Source organism: Nostoc sp. CALU 1950 (assembly GCF_051172895.1).
Classification (GTDB): domain Bacteria; phylum Cyanobacteriota; class Cyanobacteriia; order Cyanobacteriales; family Nostocaceae; genus Nostoc; species Nostoc edaphicum_A.
Map to the genome: position 1 here is coordinate 1 of NZ_JBDNJQ010000062.1, position 20099 is coordinate 20099.

Sequence of the window (20099 nt, forward strand, 5' to 3'; positions counted from 1 at the left end):
TTTTATCCTCGAAGTTGCGCCTTTTATCCTCGAAGTTGCACCTTTTATCCTCGAAGTTGCGCCTTTTATCCTCGAAGTTGCACCTTTTATCCTCGAAATTAGGATTTGCTACTCAAAACAGCCAGATAAATACTCTATCCCTTCTGCCCCCTGCCTCCTAATATTAAGGTGACTGATTTAACACCCACTTCAACCATTGCCTAAAGGAACTTATAGTATTCAAACGATGGACTCCAGGCGCATGGGCAGCTGACAGTCCATCAACAGCGACTAATGCGGCGTACTGCAAGCCCAAGAAACTATCAACTGCTGCATAAGGGCCACCTAAAGTAATCGCTCCCGCAGCATACATTTGACCTTTATCACTACGCATTTCTACCAGTTCAAAATTGTTCGCTACAGTTAATCGCCCCAGATGATTCACTGGCAGATTGTAATGTTTCACCAAATCTGCTAGCAGGGGATTGGCATCTACTTTGGCATCCAGTCCAGTAGCGTCAACAATAAAGTCAGCTAGCAATTTCATTTCTCCAAAGCTTTGCTCTCGGATACGGGTAATAGTCCGGTTTTGGGCATCTCGTTCTACATCCAGAACCTCACCGAAAGTAATTTGATACCAGCCTTCGCTTAACCCTTGGGCGGTAATTTGCTGCCAGTCTTGGCGGTCGGCGGTGGTAGTTCCACCCCAGTCTGCTAGTAAACGCTTGCGTTCATCGGGGGTGGCTTTTTCTAACATTGCCCGGAGTTCGCCGCCCCAACAGGCTTTCGGCCAGTTAAAGGGTTGAAATTCGTAATGATTTTTGACTAGGCGCTGGGTATTTTGAAATTTGTTGCCTTGGGGTTTAGGCGATCGCATTAAATGCAAAACTGCAATATTCCGATTTCGTTTTCTGGCTTCGTAAATGCGCTGAACAATCCGCGAAGCCACAATTCCCCGCCCCCGAATCAACACCGTACCACCATGTTGCTCTAGTTGCTCATAAACATGATCGTGGGCTTCATAAGCATTAACTACAGATTTAAAATCTTGATATTTTTCTCTATAAGCTTGCAAATCTGGGAGAAACTGAATTGCTGGATACCCAGTAGCTAAATGTAAATAACGACTAACTAAAAAAGCATAATTTCCTGGGCCGCGAGAATAGGCTATGCAATACCTGCCATCATCAGTTTTGCGAATTCCCCGAACTCGCCCATAGCGATAAATTTGATTCCAGCCAATGCGTTTCGCCTCTCGGTCTATGGAATCAAAGACATTACCCGCACGGGGAGTATAAGTTTCTGCAAATGTTGGTTCAGCAAACACTTGCCATAAATACTTGAATGCTGAATTTATCTGTCCTTTGGCTAAGTCTCCCCAAGCTTCTCGCAAGGCATAACTAGGCCAGCCCCAAATATTATCAGGACAAGAGTCAGAATTAGAACGCAGTCTTTCATATAAGGGAATTTGCGAATTCAAACAAAGGCGTTTGTAACGGGCATAAGGTTCCGCCTCTAATCCCAAAGCCACAATTTTGTCAGCACGCACACCACTAATTCGCAGCAAATCAGCCCAAACGAAGCTACCCAATCCCGCCCCGATCGCAAGATAATCAGATTCATCTACTGGTAATCCTGTAGCATGAAGTGCTTGCACAGAAACCTTTTGAGCCTGAAATGCCAATGGTGGGAAATTACTTGCCACGGGCGTTAGCGGCTGGACTACAGGCAAACTGGGGTCTGGGTGATTGGTATTTGCGTTGAAATGAATCGTTGAAGGAGGGCTGGTATCTGGTGCAGAGGTGCTAGCAGCAAATGTCACCGTTATCATATAGGGGCCAATTTGCAACGTATCGCCATTAGCCAGAACACTGCGCGTTTGTGGTTGACCGTTGACATACACACCGTTAACGCTGCCTTGGTCAATCACCACCAGATGGTCTTGTTCCCAGTCAATTAGGGCATGATAGCGAGAAACTTCGTTACTGTTAAGCAGCATCCTAGAAACCCGCACTCCCCTGAGTTCAGCAGGTAAACGAGGGAATTCTCGACCAAAAGCGATCGGCATATTCAACCTTGGTTCTCGCCGTTCACCCGTCGCTGGATCGTCCCAACTCAATTGGATTTGTAAGTCATTAGTCATTTGTCATTAGTCATTAGTCATTAGTCATTTGTCATCTGTCATTGTTCCCCACTCCTAACTCCCTAATTCTTTGCTACTAAAACACTTACTGCCGCAGCTAGAGATGTCCCACACCAATGACAGCCTATGTTTAGATTTTCTCCTGGGGAGACTTTATGACATTTGGGGCATTCTAAGCCATAAACTCCTGGCGGTGGTGCGGGGGGTGTTGATGGATGGTGGTGATATCCTATATGTGCTGGTGGATTGGGTGGCAGCAAAATTGTTGCTGGAATGCTACCTGTGGAAACGCTAGTAACATTGAGTTTTATTTGTCCCAAAGAGATACTAGTGCCCTCAGTTAAAGGCATTTCACCTTGGACTAATTGCCGTCCATCGATAAGGGGGGGATTTTGCGATCGCAAATTCCTGATATAAAAGCGCTGTTGCTGGTGATGAAAAAATATTTCAACGTGTAAACCGGAGACAGTGGGGTGACTCAGAACAATATCGCACCGGAGGGGGTCACGACCGATACGGACAGTACCATGATTTTGACTTGGCTGTTGTTCGTAAATGTTCTGAGTTTTATCTTGACCAGCATCATGCCACTGTAAAGTTAGTGTGTTCATTGTTCTAACTTCGTAAATCGTATTTAGCTATTTCAACATCTTCCTGTGCGATTCCTAACACGATTGAGTAGGTGCAAGCAAGTATTTAGAAAAAACTTCAACAAGCTTTATTTCGCCGATGCTAATTTATCAGCAATGCGTGTAGTTTCTGGCAGCCGATATTTGGGCGTGCAGCGTAATACATAGTCAATTGCTGTCGGTAAACTAATTCGATGACCACTGGAGATGTATAGAGGTTTTACTCCTGTGCGCGATCGCAAAACTACCCCAATGGTTTCACCGTTATATATCAGTGGTTGCGTGCTGCCTTTGGTTTCTGCCAATTCCTCATGCTTACCTATCAACCTAGACTTGGCTACACCAATTGTTGGCATATCTATAAGTAACCCCAAATGGCTAGCTATACCTAATCTTCGGGGATGAGCAATTCCCTGACCATCACACAGAATTATATTTGGTGTTGTTTTAATCTTTTCCAGGGCATCGAGAACGGCTGGAATTTCCCGAAATGAGAGGAACCCAGGAACATAAGGAAAGGTTGTAGGACGGTGTGCTAGGCTTGTCTCGATTATTTGCAAATCAGGAAAACTCAGTACTGCGACAGCTGCACGGCTAATTGTTCCATCAGCTTCAAAACCCATATCCACTCCAGCGACGTACTGAATAGGTTCTTGCAGTTGATCCTCAGTAATTACTTGATCTCGCAGCTTTTCTTGGATAACTATGGCTTCTTCTAGCGTCGAGGGCCAAGCATGATCTCGATAAAACTTCATATTAAAAATTTGAATTAAACTGATTAATATTAAACCTGTTAATTTGGCAAGCACAAAAACACTAGTTTTTGATTTAAAAACAGAGAAAATATAATTTTTGCAAAAGTCCGTGAAAGACTATCTTTATAGTAGACATTTTAGCCCAGCTTAGTTGATATTTTGCATCATAATGTTACTTAAGGCTGTCAAGAGGGAATCCTGAGAATATAAGTTTATTTTCCCAGAGTTTTTCTTTTACTGGTTATGACACAGCCAAATATTCTAAAACTTGCAAGACAGGGAGATTCCCAGGCGATCGCATCTCTAATGAACCGCCACCTACACGCCAAAGGGATCACTGCAACAGTTGCCTTTAAAGATACTTGTTTAGAGGTAATGCTAGAATCTGTCCAAGTACCAAATCAGCAAATTTTAGTTCCATTTATCCGCAAAGGGTTAACAGCTTTAGGGGCTGCATCTGTTGAGATAGTGAAAGTTTATGGACAACAGACTGGTAAGGAATTTCCAGCTTGGAGTAAGGAATTTGATTTGGGCATAATAGAAGCTGAAATAGAAGCAGTAGATAATGAACAGTCTTCTAGTAATCCTCAAACTTTAACTATTTGTATTAACTTAAGTGGTGATACTGTACAGGGATTAACAAACCAAGATTTTGAATTTATTGCCAATCAAATCAGCACTGATATTTTATCCTCTTGTACCGACGTTTTTATTCAAAAAGTAAGCATTACTAATGGTAGCTCTGTAATTACAAAGGAACGCTAGTTTTTAATTAGGTTTATGTGGATGTTATAGAAAGATTCTAAAGTCAGAGTTTATACTATCAATAAAATAAATCTATAGTTCTAAATTATTTTGAGAATGTTGCTTTTGCCTATAAATGGGGAATCCTAAAATAGACGATTTTTTATTGTTTTTTCGCATTTATTAGTTATGAAACAACCGAATATTAAGGAAGCTACTAAGCAAAAGATACAAAAGTTTTACTGGCCTTTATGGTTTCCTTATCCTAGTTCTTGGTTAAAATCATTTATTTTGACTCTATTTTTGAGCATTATTATATTCGTAGTCAAAAATACTGGAAAGGTAGGCTATCGTATCGCATATTTTGTACAAAGTCCAGAATTACTTGCTATATTTACAATACTGTTAATCCTATCTCCAATCCCTATAATTTCTTTTGCTCATCACTGCTTACACTTGCTAGTTAGTCGGTTTACATCAGAAATTCAGGCTCCAGAAACAGGTAAAACCCAAGGGTTATTACCGGGAATAATGAGTTGGTGGGAAGGATTGTATGCTTGGCTTGTAATTGCAATTTCTACACTGATAGCAGCTTTATTTTCTACAATACTCCTACCTTTATTTAATCTTAGCTACGCCAGACCAATAGAAGATTACACACAAATACAAGATAATATAATAGTAATGTTTGGTCTGTTCCAAATTTATGGCATGGCACTAACTTATCAAATTGAATATTTGGTAATACACCGCATAATATCTGTTTATTCTGGCAACAAAGAAAGAGATGCAAGCAAATACAACACTGACTTAAAAGCAGAGAGAGAAGTTAATACATTGCCTGGAGAAATGGGCGTAAACAAAATAAAATCAGAGATTTTGTCGAATAATCAAGAAACTAATATAATCAATAACAAACATAAATATCGTAATTTAAATAAAAATTTGCTACTTGTTTCTTCTATATTTTTAATTGCTGTGGGAATATATTTTTCTTCAAAATTCCTAGAAATACTTCCCTTCACCTCTAAAATGCCAACACAACAAATACCATCAAAGTCCGTATTAGTTATACCCTCACCAGTGATCTCAGAATCTCCGACTGTGTTACTTCCAACTGATGCATTCCCAGATGCAGTAAGTAAAGCAATGAATGCAGCTAACCTTACTCAATCAGCAAAATCTCCAGATGAGTGGAAGACAGTTGTGAGTCAGTGGGAAGCTGCGATCGCGCTTCTAAAAACTGTGCCATCTTCCAGCCCAAATTATGCAATCGCTCAACAAAAAATCATAGAATATCAGAGAAATCTCAACTACGCTGAGAAAAATTCCCTTAGTAATAAGTAAAGCGATCGCACCTCAGCGCTAAACTAGAAAAAGCACTGCGATATTCCGGCACTAATGAGAATAAATTATCATGCTTAATGGAATCAGGCAACAGGCGATTGTCAAACCTGGCGGTATAGTAGAAATCTCTTCTCCAGAACTTCCAGCAGGTGCAACTGTCGAGGTGATAGTCCTTCTGGAGTCACCCCCAGAGCATTCTAAAAAACCTCTAACTAGCTTTCTCGGATCTGCTAAAGGTAGTTTTGCGACACCTGAAGAAGTGGATAAGTTTATTCGCCAAGAACGAGATGCATGGGAATTCTAGATGCCATTCAAGGCACACGGATCTACCTCGATACCAACATTTGGTGGATCTATGCTGTAGAAAGATATCCCACATTCATCCAAGATTTAACTGAGTTATTCCAAAGTATTGACCAAGGTAACTTGAGTATAGTAACTAGTGAATTATCACTTGCTGAAGTATTGGTAAAATCTTTCCAAAATCAAAACTTAGCTCAACAGACAACTTACAAACAACTGATTAGCAATTCTCAGAATTTAACAGTAATTCCTGTCAGTCGTCAGATTTTAATTGAAGCTGCTCAACTGCGTGCGAGTATTAACATTAAATTACCAGATGCTATCCATGCAACAACAGCACTTTTGGCTCAATGTTCTACTTTTCTAACTAACGATCGGCGCTTTCAGAGCGTCCCTAATCTATCAGTAATTTTGCTTTCTCAGATTAATTCTCCTTAGCTAAGATATTAGAATAAAAATAATTTCGCCCCCGAAGCCAATCATGACAGAAGGAAAAACGCGGCGTAATTTCCTAATTACCAGCATTGCTGTGACTAGCAGTATTGTGGCAACTAATGCCTTACAGCAAAATACTACCAACATCGCAACACCGGCAGCAATGATTCCAGAACGGTTACTCGGACGCACGGAAGTAAAACTCCCTATCTTTGGTTTAGGAGGAGCAGGACAAACGCCGCTATCCTGGGAAGGAAAAGAGGGTGATGCTGTGGCAATTATTCAAAGAGCGCTAGAACTTGGCATTCGCTACTTTGATACAGCCGCTAGTTATGGGCCGAGTGAAGATTATTTAGGCAAAGTGCTACCACCCCATCGCTCAAAACTGTTTCTAGCAAGCAAGACTGATCAAAGAGATCGGGATGGAGCATGGCGAGAATTAGAGCGATCGCTTAAACGTCTCAATACAGATTATCTCGATTTGTGGCAGTTGCATCACGTCTCTTTTTCTGAGGAACTCGACACCATCTTTAGTCCATCTGGTGCAATTAAAGCTTTAGAAGAAGCCATACAACAAAAATTGGTGCGGTTCGCAGGTATTACCGGACATCACGACCCTCAAGTGATTGCCGAAGGGTTACGTCGCTATCCTTTCCACACTACACTGATTCCTGTGAATGCCGCCGACAAACACCACCCACGTCCATTTATCCCGGTAGTTCTACCACTTGCTCAAGAAAAAAATGTCGGTGTGATTGCGATGAAAGTCCCGGCTTATGGTCGGCTGTTTAAATCAGGTGGGTTGACAGGTATGGAGCAAGCTTTAGGTTACGCAATGTCTCAGCCTGGAGTTCATTGTTGTGTAATTGCCGCAGAGACAGTTTCACAGTTAGAGAATAATGTCAAGATAGCGCGGGCTTTTGTGCCTCTTAAAAAGGAAGAATTAACAGCGATCGCACTGGCGACTGCTAACATCTGGGAAGATAGTACATTTTTCCGTGCTTGGACTTAGCCCAACCTTGCACATATTACAAAGTGTATTCTTACTAGTCACACTGATAATATTGTGCCGCTTGCGACATATTAAATTGTAATAGCTTCTCCTCTCCCAACTTGTATCGGAAACTCGGCTTAAAAGGCGAAATATTCAAACTGCGAATAATTTCTGATGCCACAGCCTTGGCTAGTAACGGTGGTACAGAGTTACCAACTTGCCGAAATCCGTGCCATTTAGTTACATGAAATCTAAACCAATCTGGGTAAGAGTGCAATCTCGCCGCTTCCCTGACTGTGATACAGCGGGGCGTAATCGGATGAATGGGTCTAGGAGATGTGAAAGAACCTCTGTATTTGTCTGTTCCGGCTCTTAAAGTATTACAGACGCCAGCAGGATGGAGCTTATAAAAACGACTAATTTTTTCTCTCTCGCCTTGTTGAGTCTCCTGGAAACGTTGAATAGTTTCCGCAGAATGCTTTGTTCTTAAACTTGAATAAAGTATTCGTAAATCATATTCACGTTTGTAAGAATAATCATCCTTTAGGCATTTAAGACCGCGAAGTACAAAAGCATATTTACTAGGTTTTTCGTATTCTGCTACAACCCAATCTCTTATTAGTAACTCAGGATATTTTTCTATTTCTGGTAAATCTCTAATTGCATCCCATACTGTAGGACTTAATGGAATATCAGATTTTTTTTTAGAATTTAAATTATTTGGTAATGCTTGTTTAGTAATTGGCTGAGGGTATTTCGGTAACTCTACATCCTCCCTTGCACCTATAAGAAATAATCTCTCACGGGACTGTGGTACTCCATAATTTGCAGCATTGAGAATTTGGTAATTTTCTTCTATTTTATAGCCGTAGATTTTAAATTCGCTAATTAAGCTTTGGAGGATTTTTTTATGTTCACCAACCGTTATCCCCCGGACATTTTCCATCACAAAAAATTTCGGTTTTAGCTCAAAAACTAGCCGATGGAAGTGAAATACCAAAGAATTTCGGGGGTCATCAACAGCCCGTTTACCGATTAGAGAAAATCCTTGACATGGTGAGCCACAAATTACCACATCAATTTCGCGATCGCCAATCTTAGACCGATTCCTAATTTCTTCCCCAGTTGTATCCACAACACTTTTACATAACACTGAGCAATAAGGGAAGTTAAACTCATGTGTTGCACAGTGGATCGGGTCGATTTCCACAGACGCCAGTACATCAAAACCAGCTTGCTCAAAGCCAAGAGTCATACCGCCCGCGCCAGCGAACAAATCAACTGCGATCGCTCTTTGTTTTTTCATCTCATAAGCCATAACACCTCTAAAGGGATTGGGGCAGCATTTGCAAAATTTCTTGAGCAGCGCGATCGCACACTCCAATTTCTCCTAAACTCTGCCGCATTTCATCATAATCTGCCAAAGTTTGCTCTCTGCGACTGGGATTGAGTAGCAGTTCCATCGCAGCTTGGATGATATTCTCTGCTGTGGCTTCCTCTTGTAAAAATTCTGGCACAATTGGCTTCATCACTACTAAATTGGGTGGCGATGCAAAGCTTATAGAACCTTTGAGCATTTTACGAGCTATCCAAGCAGTCAGGGCACTGAGGCGGTAAACTACAACTTGCGGCACGTTTAACAGAGCAAGTTCTAGATTGACAGTACCAGATTTGCTAATGGCTAAATCAGCAGCAGCAAAAACTTCTTTTTGTTGACCTGATAGAACTGTAGCCCGTAGACCGTAACGCTCAATAGCCTCCTCAATTGGCTGTCTATAGACTTCCAGCGATAGGGGAATCCAGAAACGAACTTCAGGTAATTTAGTTTGAATAGTTTGGGCAGCTTGAAAAATAACTGGCAAAAGATATTTTAGTTCTTGGTGGCGAGAAGCGGGGAGGAGTGCGATCGCAATTTCTTCTGGTGCAATCCCCAGTGTTGCACGGGCTGCTTGGCGATTGGGAGCGTCTTGCATCAGGTCAACCAAAGGATGCCCTACCCAACTAACTTTTGCGCCTTTCTCGCGAAAGTAACGGGCTTCCTGTGGGAAGATTGCCAAAAGCTTATCTGTAAAACCAACAATCCGGTTAGTTCTACGCAAACTTAATGACCAAGCCCACTCTTGGGGAGCAATGTAATACACCACAGGCACATCTGGTAACTGCCGTTTCATGTAAGTCCCAATTCCTATATTCGGACTCATGTAATCGATCAGCACCACTAAATCAGGTGGATTTTGTTTTAAGGAAGCGATCGCCTGACGTTGCACCTGGAGAGTCGGTAAAATATAAGGCAGCCCTTCTAAAATACCCATTGAGCCAATACTACTAGTATTACCCAGCAGAATTGCTCCAGCCTCTACCATTTTTTCCCCACCCAGCGCCACAATCTCTAATTCCAACCCAATCGCTACAGCTTGACGCTTCAGCGCTGTAATTAGTAGCGACCCTTGTAAATCGCCAGATACTTCGCCAGTGCTGATAAAAATCCGCATTTGATAATTGGTAATTAGTAAAAACTTAGGAATGAATAGTTAGAAGTGAGGAGTTAAGAGTGAGGAATGAAAAATTCAAATCATCAACTCATAACTCCTGTAAAGACGCGATTAATCGCGTCTCTACTCCCACTTTTTGTACAGACGCGATTAATCGCGTCTCTCCTAACTCATAATTCACGATTCATCACTCGTGCCTTTTTTCCCTTTACTGGGAATCAAGCCACGCCTTCCTGGCATCTGAGAAAGTAGCAGAAAGCGGCGCAGATGTTGCAATTCTTCGCTATCCCCTAACAATTCCAACTGTTCCAAAGCATCCTTAAAGGACAAATCAGAACGGTAGAGAATGCGGAAGGCTTTTTTCAGCATAAGCAAATCTGTTGAATCCATACCAGACCGTTTGAGTCCGACAAGGTTGAGGGTTCGCACCCGCGCGGGATTTCCCTCCACGAGCATATAGGGAGCCACATCCCGGTCAATACGTGCCATACCTCCCACCATTGCATGTCTACCAATATGTACAAATTGATGGACACCTAAAACCCCACTCAGCCTAGCGCGTGATTCTATATGAACATGACCTGCTAACGCCACAGAGTTAGCAATCACAACCTGGTCTTCAATCACGCAGTTATGAGCTACATGGACATAAGCCATTAGTAAGTTACCATCGCCAATTACCGTCGCTTCACCAGCCCCAGTAGCGCGGTTAATGGTAACGTACTCACGAATCAAGTTGTTATCACCAATTTTGACCCAGGTTGGTTCTCCCACAAACTTGAGATCCTGGGGTTCCATGCCGATGGCTGCACCTGTAAAAATCTGATTTTGCGCCCCAATTTCACAAGGCCCCTCTAGCACTGCATGAGCGCCGATTATTGTTTCAGGGCCCACTTTGACATGCGCTCCAATCACAGCATAGGCACCGACTTGCACTGTATGGTGGAGTTCCGATTTAGGATGAATTACAGCAGTTGGATGAATTAGCGTTTTCAAGGGTGAATCTCCAGAACTGTCTTGATAAGTCAGCGCCAGGTAGGGTGTTTGAGGCAGCGTGTTACTCTGGTTAAGAGAGTTGTACAGACTACCGTCCTATCGAGGCGGCTGGTAGAGCGTAAAGTATTTCAGTGAACGAAAGTGTCGGGCAAAGCAAGTTAAGTGTGTTCGAGTAGCATCTCGTAAAGAGGGCGTCGAAAATCAAGAAATTATCAGATGCTGTTGTGGATTTTTTTTAACTGTTATCCTTTTTCAGGATTCAGTTGGGGCATTTCACGGCTATGCCAGACCACGAAAGCAAACTTTTAGTTAACTAGAGAAAACATTAATTCCCCTTCACAAGCAAGTTGACCGTCAACTTCGGCACGGCCTTGCATCTTACCGAAACGACGTTGTTTTACCCATAACAGTTCCACTGTCATGACTAGTTGATCCCCCGGTACGACCTGGCGGCGAAAGCGAACTTTATCGATACCAGCGAAGACAAACAGCCCGCCTTCTACCGAAGACATTTGAGTTAAGACAATGCCCCCAACTTGTGCCATTGCTTCGACAATTAACACTCCTGGCATCAGTGGACGTTCAGGGAAATGTCCTTGGAAATGGGGTTCGTTGATGGTGACATTTTTAACGCCAACTGCTTTTTTACCTGGAACGTAGTCAATTATTTTGTCTACAAGTAAAAATGGGTAGCGGTGGGGTAGCAATTTCTGAATTTCTTCAGATGTGAAAGTTGTTTTAATCTCAGAACTGATTGTAGTCTCATTTATAGCCTGTGGTTCAGTAGATGTAGTCGTATCGATGGTATTCACTTCAGTGAGAATTGACATTGGCCGTGTAGTTGATTTTTCATTTTAAAGTTAAGTAGGCAGGCGTATATCCAAAACCTTAATAATCCTGGATTTTAAGCTTTAGTTCTTATCCAAAATCTAAAATCCTAAATCTAAAATTCTTTGAGCCAGTTGAATGTGTAAATTATGACTGGCTTTATACGCCAAGAAATGAGCACGAGGAAAAGTTCCTAGTAAACTTAAATCTCCTACTAAATCCAAGATTTTATGACGGACTGGCTCATTTGCAAATCTCAATGGTGGATTTAGCCAGCCTTCTGGACTACAAACGAGTGCATTATCCAAACTACCACCTTTGATTAACCCTGTTTTTTGTAAGTGTTCAATTTGATGCAATAACCCAAAAGTACGGGCAGGAGCAATTTCCGCAGCAAAGCTAGCAGAAGCTTCTCCTAATTCAGCAGTTAGTGACCAACTATGCCATTGATTGCCAATGGCGGGCAGGTTAAAATCAATACCGTAACTAAAGCGGGTTTCTGATGCTGGGAGAGCAGATACAAAGGCATCCTCTTGATAGACCCATATTGGTTCTGTAACAGCCAAGGGAACTTGGTTGTTAACGGGCTGTGATACTAAACCAACTTGGGCAATGTTGGTTGTCCACACACTTGCTGAACCATCTAAAAGTGGGATTTCTGGGCCATCAATTTCAATCCTGGCATTATCCACGCCCATACCCGAAAGCGCTGCCAACAAATGCTCTACCGTGCGAACAGATACCTCACCCTTACCCAACTGAGTTGAGAGAACAGTGTGACTAACTGCCGCCACTTGGGCTGGAATAATCGGCAAATCGGGTAAATCTACCCGCACAAAGTAACGTCCACTTCCCGCCTCAGCTGGTAGTATCCGTACCTGAGTACTCACACCGCTATGCAGTCCCACCCCTATTTGAGTGATTTCCGCTGCTAGAGTGTGCTGTTGCATAGCCGAAAAGTCAATATATTTCCTTTAGTATTGTTCATCGTCTGTTTTGGTAAAACCCCTGATATTCCCCTAAAAATGTCATTAATCCCTTTATCGGAACAGTATTGAGGTAAATGTAAAAATTAGCAAGCTAATCCAAAAAAAGATAATTGTCATTTGTCCTTTGTCCTTTGTCCAATTGCGATTCACTAATCACAACTGACTAATGACAACTGACTAATGACAAATTAAAATCTTTCGCCAATACCGAAATTAATCCGGCTATCACCATCATCGTTAATACCGTAGTCAATCCGAATTGGCCCCAGTGGAGACTGGACGCGAACGCCAAGACCATAGCCGAAGCCACTGCCATTTTTGTTCAATACTTCAGCCGCCCTAGTACTAGTTCCCAAGTCAGTGCCGAGATCAAAAAATAGTGCGCCGCTGACTACTGAAAAAACTGGAAACCGATACTCAACTGATGCTTGCACATAAGAGCGTCCACTACCTAATGCTCCTTCTTCATAACCCCGAACGGAATTGCTACCGCCAATGGTAAAGGCTTCATAGGGAGGCAAGTCACCAAGGATAGTTCCTGCTTGCACATTAAATGCTAAAGTTTGTGCCCCTTTGCTGAGGTTAATCAATTGGACAGGTAAATATTGACTGTAGCTACCCCGCAATCTGGTAAGGAAAATGTTACCTTGTCCCACAGGCACTGATTGGTCTACCCCGAAGCGGAGGTAAGAACCGCTAGTGGGTTGCAGAGGGTTATTACGGAGATCGCGCTGTGCCCCTAGTTGCAATAGTACTAAATCATCTTCACCTGAACCAGAGAAGCTCAATGGAACATCTGTTCCGGGGATAAGGTTGCCATTATCATCGAATACTGCACCATTTTCTCTGACATCGCCTTCGGCATCACGGGCTGAAACTCGTTGATACTGGAAACCCGCTGAGGCAGTCCATACTGAACTTTTGTAGGGATTAGCAGATAGGGGACGGGTAAAGGTGACACCACCACCTAGACGGAGAATACGGGGGCGATCTTGAGAATCTGTATTACTAGGATTAACTGGGTCAAATGTTCTAATATCTTGATCTTTGCCATCAAAAATCAACGAAATGGAACTACGGCGGAAAAGATTGGTTGTGTAAGAAGTCCGGTAAGGATCTCCCGCAATCCAGGGGTCGGTGAACCGCAAGTCAAACAGCAGTTCCCGTTCTCCCACCTGCACTTCTGCCCCCAGTTTTTGGTTCCTACCATTCAGGTTTTGCTGTTGATAGCTAACTGTTCCAAAAAGTCCGCTGGCAGAACTAATCCCTGCCCCAGCCGCAATAGAACCGCTGCTACGTTCAGCGACATTCACTACTACATCTACCTTGCTGGGGTCAGTACCAGGGTCAAGGGACACATTCACATCTTCAAACAGTCCCAGTCCATACACGCGCTGTAAGTCTCTTTGGACTGTGTTGCGATTGAATACTTGTCCTGGCTTCAACTCCACTTCTCGTGTAATGATGTAATCCTGTGTTCGTCCCCGAATTGGTTGTCCTTTCTCGTCTGTCTCCTGACCATCTTTATTGCGGAACCGGACTCTAATATTCTCTACTACCCCTTCTGCTACTTGTAAGGTAACAACTCCGCTTTCAGAGACTTGTGGCGCTCCAATCACGTTGGCTAGTACATAACCTTGGTCTTGATACCGCTTGTTTAACTGCTTGATGCCTTCTTGCAAGTCACGCAAGTTGAGGATTTTGCCATACTGATCCTTAAATACTTCATCCACAGTATTAGCTGGGAGTACAGAAGCGACACCAGTGCCAGGATTGGCTTGCACTTCTACTTTGCTCAGGACGGGGTTAGGCTGCACAACAAAGCTCACCCGCACTCCCAAGGGGGTATCTTCTGGCGCTGCTTGGACGTTGGAGAAGAAGCCAGTCCCAAAGATGGCGTTAATATCTTCTTGCAGTTGGCTGCGGGTTGTCGTTTGTCCTGGTTGGGTACGAATTACTCTGTAAACTTGGTCTTCTAATTCTGATGATAGTTGCCCAGTCTGTGATCTAATTACTACTTCCGACACCAGTACGCGGGGGTCATTGGCTTCTGGGGCTGTGTTGGGTTGAGTGTCTTCGGGAGTTGTCGACGGGTTAACATTCTCCGGACTGGGAGTAGCACCTGGGTTTGGGGCCGGTGTTCGTTGTTGACTATCTGGAAATGGAATGTCGGGAGTGGGAGATGGCTGTTGAATATCTCCTGGAGTTCCTGGGCTTGGGGCAGGTGTTCGTTGTTGACTACCTGGGAGTGGAATATCAAGAGTGGGAGATGGCTGTTGAGTATCTCCTGGAATTGTGGGTAATACAGGTTCTGTTACAGGGGGGTTGACATTTTCTGGGACTGGAGTTGTCTCAGGAGTTGGGGAAGGCGTTGTTTGTTGAATTTCTGGCGGTGGAATGTCTGGAGCGGGAGACGGCTGTTGAGTAGGGCTAGGAGCTATTTCAGGGGTTTGTGCCGTTTTTGATGTTGTGGAGGTTGGCACTATTAACCCTGGGGTCGTGTAGGCGTAGCCCAACCCAGGCATCGCTGCTGGATTGGCAGGATAAACTGCAACAATGCGGGATTTCTCCGCCTCTATAACCCCAGTGGAATTAGATCGAGATTCTAAACTTTTACTAGAGTCAACCTGACCAGTATCCTTTTCTGGCTGCTGATTCGTTTCTAGTGTCAAAACTTCTGTTGTCTGTTTTGAACTGTTGGCGGTTTCTGCATTTGCACTCAATGAACCGCCCAAAGGGACTGTAATTGCTACTACTGCCAGCAATACGGGAGATAAACGCATTTTACTTATGATTCCTCTTCACGACCACACACCATCACAATTAGTCATTAGTCATTGGTGAACAACAAAGGACAACTGACAAATGACAATCCACACGAGTTTAATTGATTTTTACCCACTTAACTATTACTCTCTACTGCTTTTAGCACTCTTTGTAAAACCTCCTGGTAAGCATCCTCTACATTTCCTAAGTCTCGGCGAAAACGGTCTTTGTCCATTACCCGGCGGTTTAAGTCTTCTTCTGCGGTATCCCACAAACGGCAGGTGTCGGGGCTAATTTCATCTGCCAAGAGCAACTGCTGTTGTGAGTCCAAACCAAATTCTAGTTTGAAGTCTACTAGAGTAATGCCGCACCGCTGCCAAAAATTCTTGAGAAATTCGTTGATTTGCAATGCAAGATGTGTAATTGCGTCTACTTGTTCCGCAGTAGCTAGTTCTAGCAGGTATAGGCGATCGCGTGTCAATAATGGATCTCCTAACTGATCGTTTTTGTAATAAAACTCAACCATTGGCTGTTTCAGAATTGTACCCACTGGTAAACCTGTTTGCTGACACAGACTACCAGCAGCAATATTTCTGATCACCACTTCTAAGGGTAAAATCTTTACTGCTCTCACCCGCATCTGATTCGGGGCAGGGCTATCGATAAAGTGAGTCTTTATACCATAAGCCTCTAGCTGTTTAAAAAGCTGGCTGGAAATGCTACAATTTATTTTTCCTTTACCTTCGATATTGCCACGTTTTTGGGCGTTAAACGCCGTGGCGTCGTCCTTAAAATCAGCCAACAGGATTTCCGGATCGTCCGTTGTATAGAGAATTTTAGCTTTGCCTTCGTATAACTTGGAATTAACAGACATGGTGGCAGGTAAAGTTTTAGGCGATGGACACAAATTGTCCTTTGAGGCTTCACCATTTTATCTTTAGTTATTAACTATTAGCCATTGTTGAAGAGGAAGCGGAGCTACCGATAATTGGGCAGAGGAAAACAAGGGAAATAAAAGGGACAAGGAGGACAAGGAAAATAACCATGCCCAACGCCCCTCAGATTGCTGAATCTGACTTTTCACGGGTTCTGGAAAACCTCTGCTAAATATTCACTACTAAATCTCTAACTTTTAACAGAGGACAATTAGCTTTGGTATCTAGTATATTCTTCTAAGTAGTTTTACAGTTTAAAATGTAGCTATTCTTGCGGGTAAAATTTTAGCAAGATATACGGATATGTTTTAATAGTTTTTGACTCCGGGTTTCGACTGAAGTTAATTACAATTGGAACTTCATAAATTAAGATGAGATAAATTGACAACTGGGAGGAAAATCAAATATTCTCTCTAGTTACTTTAGCAGAAACTTTTTTCTGTAACATTTACAACAAAAGTATTTTAAGCTTTCTCCTTTAGTATCAAAATCTGAGTCAACCAATTCCGGCATCGCCAATTGAAAAAGGAGTTGAATGATTTGATTTCCCCAAATCTGACGAAAGTAAAGATCAAGGCAGCTAGTGAGTCAGCTTAAGAGATCCAAACACAAAGAAAATTGAATAAATGGAAAAAAACATAGTGAACAAAGATGATTTTCTCTTTCCTCGTGGCCGCTACTACGGTCAGGTAAAGCCTGAAAACTTGGTTTTTAATGCAAATCTACAGGAATTTGCCCAGCGAGTAAGCTACATTTGCAATTTAGAAACAGGTGGAAAACTGCCTCCAGGTGAAGCTTACAGACAAATAAAGGAGCTATGGAAACAGTTGAAACACTCAAAGAAAGAACTGCGAATTGGCGAAGACCCGTTTCAGGATGACCAGGGAGAGGTTCAAGGTTGAAGGCGAGACGCAAAGATGAGGGAGATGAGGGAGCAGGGGAGCAGGGGAGCAGGGGAGCAAAATTAATAACCAATTCCCCATGCCCCATGACGACTACTTAGTAAGCATTGTCCAGACACCATCCCAGGACTCTGGGGGCGGCGTTTGTTGATAATTATGTGCACGTTCTAGGTGGATATCAACAGCTTGGTCTTTGGGTTGGATGCATTTAGCGGCTTTAAAACTGGCGATCGCTTGTGAGAAGTTGCGCGATAAATAAGCCGCGCGTCCAGTATGATAGTGAAACAAAAACTCTTGGATTTTGGCATCTAGGGGAGTATTGCGATCGCCAATTAACTCGTAGATATTTACAGCCTGGTGTTTCCCTTTGACTCGGATTTTATCTAACTGACGTACCCAAATGCGATCGCTGCACAATTGGTAAGTAAATTCACTTAAAAGAATATCACAGCCATAATCCTTGGTTACTGCTTCCAAGCGCGAACTCAAATTTACACCATCCCCAATTACGGTGTAATCCATCCGTTTGCGGGAACCAATATTACCCGAAACCACATCCCCAGAACTAATCCCAATACCAATACGAATTTGTGGCTGCGCCTGGACAATTCGCCGCTGGTTAAATTCCTCTAGGCGGCGTCGCATATCTAATGCTGACTGCACAGCCCTCCACGCATGATTTTCTGTCAGTGGTAGCGGCGCACCAAATACCGCCATTAAGGCATCACCAATAAATTTATCGAGAGTGCCTTCATAGTTAAAAACTGCCTCCACCATTGTTTCAAAATACTGATTGAGCAGCAATACCACTTCAGCTGCACCGAGATTTTCCGTAAGTGTTGTGTAGCCCCGGATATCAGAAAACAAGATGGTTACTTCCTTGCGCTCACCCACCATTAAAGCGTCTTCCCCTAGTGCCATCACTTGCTCGGCTACATGGGGCGTCAGGTAGCGAGACATGGTAGTTTTCATCCGTTTTTCCTGACTAATGTCTTCCAATACCACCAAACCACCGCGGACACCGCCTTCTGGGTTAGTTAGGGGATTAACGGTGAGATTGATACTGCGCTCTAGTGTTTGTACTTCATCAGCGGTGAGAAATTCAGATTGGGGAGTGAGGGGTAGATTCCAGGGAATGAAAAAATCGGGGTTAGTGCGATCGGGTACTGCTAAGATTGAGTGCTGAGTGCTGTTAATGGGGCTTTTAGCCCGTGCTGTTAGTGGTAGCGTGGCGTTGAGCCAGTGCTGAGTTTCAGTCAGCACTCGACATTCAGGAGTCAGGACTTGATAAAGTCCCAGTATCAAACTTTGCTCTGGCACATAATGTTTAGCTCCAGTTTTTAAACTATCTTCTAGTCGCATTTGGAGATTTTCAATTGGCACAACTTCCCAAACTAAGCGGCCAATCAAATTTTGTTCCCACAACAGCTTGTTGTTCTTGCTATTAGCATCTCCTATCGGACAACCCAGCAATTCCAGGGCCGCATCATTAATCGTAACAATCTGTCCTGCCATATCTGTAGAAATCACCGCATCTGACAGACTTTGTAAAATGTCTTTTTGATACTGTTTTTCTAACAGCACATTTTCAAACAGGCGGGCATTTTCTAAAGCAATTCCTGCCTGAATATTAAAAGCCCGCATAAATTCTTCATCAGAAGCAGTAAAACTGCTTTGTTGCTTATTGATTAATTGAGTGACCCCAATCAATTCATTTGCAGAATTAAATACTGGCAAACACAGGATATTGCGAGTAACATAACCAGTTTTGCTATCTGTCGTTGGGTCAAAGCGGGGATCTTTATAGGCATCGGAAATATTTAAGGCTTCACCAGTGGAAGCTACATAACCAGCAATGCCACGGTTAGCGGGAATGCGGATTTCTATCAAGTTTGTGCCATCCGCCGCCGCTGCAACTTTCGTCCAGAGTTCGCTCATCTCTTTACGATATAAAAACAGTGTGCTGCGGTCTGCTTGCATTAAAATCCGAGCTTGTTCCATGACTATCTGCAAAGTTGCTTCTAAATCAAGACTTTGGCCCAGTGTCTGAGTTGCCCGCAACAAAGCTGTTGCGCCTCTTTGATTACGAGCGGCTACATAAAAAGATTGGCAGCTTTCCAGAATAATACCAATAGAAGCAGCAAAGTCTCGAAAACGTTCTTCATCATCATGATTAAACGGAACATTCCCGGTTTTATTAGCCAGTTGCACTACTGCGACAGTCTGATTTTTGCTACTAATAACAGGCATACATAAAATATTACGGATTTTGTAGCCCATTTGTTTTTCAAGTTCTGGGCTAAATAGAGGATGAGTATAAGTTTCAGATATATTGAGATATTGACCGGTACTGGCAACATGACCGGGGATACCCACTGTAATGGGAGTACGAATTTCTAAAAATTTCTGGCTATTATCTTGAGGAACTTTTGACCACAATTGACCTTTGTCATAGTCAACTAAAAAAATGGCTGTGTGTTCTGCTTGCAGTATTTGACCAATTTTGAGTGTGATAGCTTCTAGCACCTTCTCCAACATAGTTTCTAGAGCTTCATTATTGATCAGTTCAATAGCTCTAAGAAATTGCTGGAACTCAGCAGTTATGAAGTCGAGTAAGCAAACAAATTCATTAACAGATAAGTCTTTGACGCGACGCAGTAGAGCGTGAGTACGATTAACTTGAGTCAGTTCAGTTAATGTAGCCAAGACGCTGCCAGGATTGGGGAGTGTCACGTCGCTTCGCTCCGAATTAAAAATTCAAAATTCAAAATTAATAATCCCCATAAATAAATGGGCTTGTATCATAAGTCTGTTTTGGGCATAGCACATAGGGCATGGTTATTAATTCTTCTTCCCCTGCCT

At 42.9% G+C, this 20099-nt stretch carries 17 protein-coding genes; 6 read left to right on the forward strand and 11 right to left on the reverse strand.

Translation table 11 applies throughout. From position 1 onward, the window contains the following. Nucleotides 1–163 precede the first annotated feature (163 nt). The 3 genes from ABF638_RS17870 to nfi all read right to left on the reverse strand — a co-directional run bounded on the left by ABF638_RS17870 (nucleotide 164) and on the right by nfi (nucleotide 3506). Nucleotides 164–2122, reverse strand: coding sequence for an FHA domain-containing protein (locus ABF638_RS17870; RefSeq protein WP_435024274.1), 1959 nt, complete (start codon nucleotides 2120–2122; stop codon nucleotides 164–166). A 62-nt stretch (nucleotides 2123–2184) separates the two neighbouring features. Continuing rightward, nucleotides 2185–2733, reverse strand: coding sequence for an FHA domain-containing protein (locus ABF638_RS17875; protein ID WP_435024276.1), 549 nt, complete (start codon nucleotides 2731–2733; stop codon nucleotides 2185–2187). A gap of 107 nt (nucleotides 2734–2840) precedes the next feature. Next, nucleotides 2841–3506 carry a deoxyribonuclease V gene (gene nfi, locus ABF638_RS17880; RefSeq protein WP_412981027.1) on the reverse strand — a complete coding sequence of 222 codons (666 nt, stop codon included), beginning with the start codon at nucleotides 3504–3506 and terminating at the stop codon, nucleotides 2841–2843. 243 nt (nucleotides 3507–3749) lie between these two features. Here nfi and ABF638_RS17885 point away from each other — a divergent pair, with 243 nt between their 5' ends. The 5 genes from ABF638_RS17885 (at nucleotide 3750) to ABF638_RS17905 (ending at nucleotide 7347) form a co-directional block, all read left to right on the forward strand. Then, nucleotides 3750–4271: a hypothetical protein gene (locus ABF638_RS17885; RefSeq protein WP_435024279.1), complete on the forward strand. Its 522-nt coding sequence runs from the start codon at nucleotides 3750–3752 to the stop codon at nucleotides 4269–4271. 168 nt (nucleotides 4272–4439) lie between these two features. After that, nucleotides 4440–5597 carry a hypothetical protein gene (locus ABF638_RS17890; RefSeq protein WP_435024280.1) on the forward strand — a complete coding sequence of 386 codons (1158 nt, stop codon included), beginning with the start codon at nucleotides 4440–4442 and terminating at the stop codon, nucleotides 5595–5597. 70 nt (nucleotides 5598–5667) lie between these two features. After that, nucleotides 5668–5901: a hypothetical protein gene (locus ABF638_RS17895; RefSeq protein WP_435024282.1), complete on the forward strand. Its 234-nt coding sequence runs from the start codon at nucleotides 5668–5670 to the stop codon at nucleotides 5899–5901. Continuing rightward, nucleotides 5889–6338 carry a type II toxin-antitoxin system VapC family toxin gene (locus ABF638_RS17900; RefSeq protein WP_435024283.1) on the forward strand — a complete coding sequence of 150 codons (450 nt, stop codon included), beginning with the start codon at nucleotides 5889–5891 and terminating at the stop codon, nucleotides 6336–6338. Before ABF638_RS17895 ends, ABF638_RS17900 begins: the two co-directional genes overlap by 13 nt. Before the next feature lie 43 nt (nucleotides 6339–6381). Next, nucleotides 6382–7347 carry an aldo/keto reductase gene (locus ABF638_RS17905; RefSeq protein WP_435024285.1) on the forward strand — a complete coding sequence of 322 codons (966 nt, stop codon included), beginning with the start codon at nucleotides 6382–6384 and terminating at the stop codon, nucleotides 7345–7347. A 34-nt stretch (nucleotides 7348–7381) separates the two neighbouring features. Here the strand turns inward: ABF638_RS17905 and ABF638_RS17910 are convergent, their stop codons facing one another. The 7 genes from ABF638_RS17910 to purC form a co-directional block, all read right to left on the reverse strand. After that, nucleotides 7382–8635 carry a DNA cytosine methyltransferase gene (locus ABF638_RS17910; protein WP_435024287.1) on the reverse strand — a complete coding sequence of 418 codons (1254 nt, stop codon included), beginning with the start codon at nucleotides 8633–8635 and terminating at the stop codon, nucleotides 7382–7384. A 19-nt stretch (nucleotides 8636–8654) separates the two neighbouring features. Further along, on the reverse strand, nucleotides 8655–9821 hold the full coding sequence (lpxB, locus tag ABF638_RS17915; protein ID WP_435024289.1) for a lipid-A-disaccharide synthase: 1167 nt from the start codon (nucleotides 9819–9821) through the stop codon (nucleotides 8655–8657). A gap of 177 nt (nucleotides 9822–9998) precedes the next feature. Beyond that, on the reverse strand, nucleotides 9999–10817 hold the full coding sequence (gene lpxA, locus ABF638_RS17920; protein ID WP_435024291.1) for an acyl-ACP--UDP-N-acetylglucosamine O-acyltransferase: 819 nt from the start codon (nucleotides 10815–10817) through the stop codon (nucleotides 9999–10001). Nucleotides 10818–11122: 305 nt separating this feature from the next. Then, nucleotides 11123–11647, reverse strand: coding sequence for a 3-hydroxyacyl-ACP dehydratase FabZ (fabZ, locus tag ABF638_RS17925; RefSeq protein ID WP_435024293.1), 525 nt, complete (start codon nucleotides 11645–11647; stop codon nucleotides 11123–11125). A 99-nt stretch (nucleotides 11648–11746) separates the two neighbouring features. Beyond that, nucleotides 11747–12595 (reverse strand): UDP-3-O-acyl-N-acetylglucosamine deacetylase, encoded by an 849-nt coding sequence (lpxC, locus tag ABF638_RS17930; protein WP_435024295.1) that lies wholly within the window; start codon nucleotides 12593–12595, stop codon nucleotides 11747–11749. 227 nt (nucleotides 12596–12822) lie between these two features. Continuing rightward, nucleotides 12823–15417 carry a BamA/TamA family outer membrane protein gene (locus tag ABF638_RS17935; RefSeq protein WP_435024296.1) on the reverse strand — a complete coding sequence of 865 codons (2595 nt, stop codon included), beginning with the start codon at nucleotides 15415–15417 and terminating at the stop codon, nucleotides 12823–12825. A 119-nt stretch (nucleotides 15418–15536) separates the two neighbouring features. Then, the gene (gene purC, locus ABF638_RS17940) at nucleotides 15537–16274 is read right to left on the reverse strand and encodes a phosphoribosylaminoimidazolesuccinocarboxamide synthase (RefSeq protein ID WP_435024298.1); all 738 of its coding nucleotides are present in this window, start codon (nucleotides 16272–16274) and stop codon (nucleotides 15537–15539) included. Nucleotides 16275–16961: 687 nt separating this feature from the next. Here purC and ABF638_RS17945 point away from each other — a divergent pair. Further along, nucleotides 16962–17237, forward strand: coding sequence for a DUF7219 family protein (locus tag ABF638_RS17945; protein WP_435024300.1), 276 nt, complete (start codon nucleotides 16962–16964; stop codon nucleotides 17235–17237). Between the two features lie 93 nt (nucleotides 17238–17330). On the opposite strand, the gene ABF638_RS17950 is transcribed toward ABF638_RS17945, so the two are convergent. Beyond that, a complete protein-coding gene (locus ABF638_RS17950; protein ID WP_435024302.1) occupies nucleotides 17331–19970 on the reverse strand; it encodes a GAF domain-containing protein in 2640 nt (879 codons plus the stop codon). Nucleotides 19971–20099: the final 129 nt, after the last annotated feature.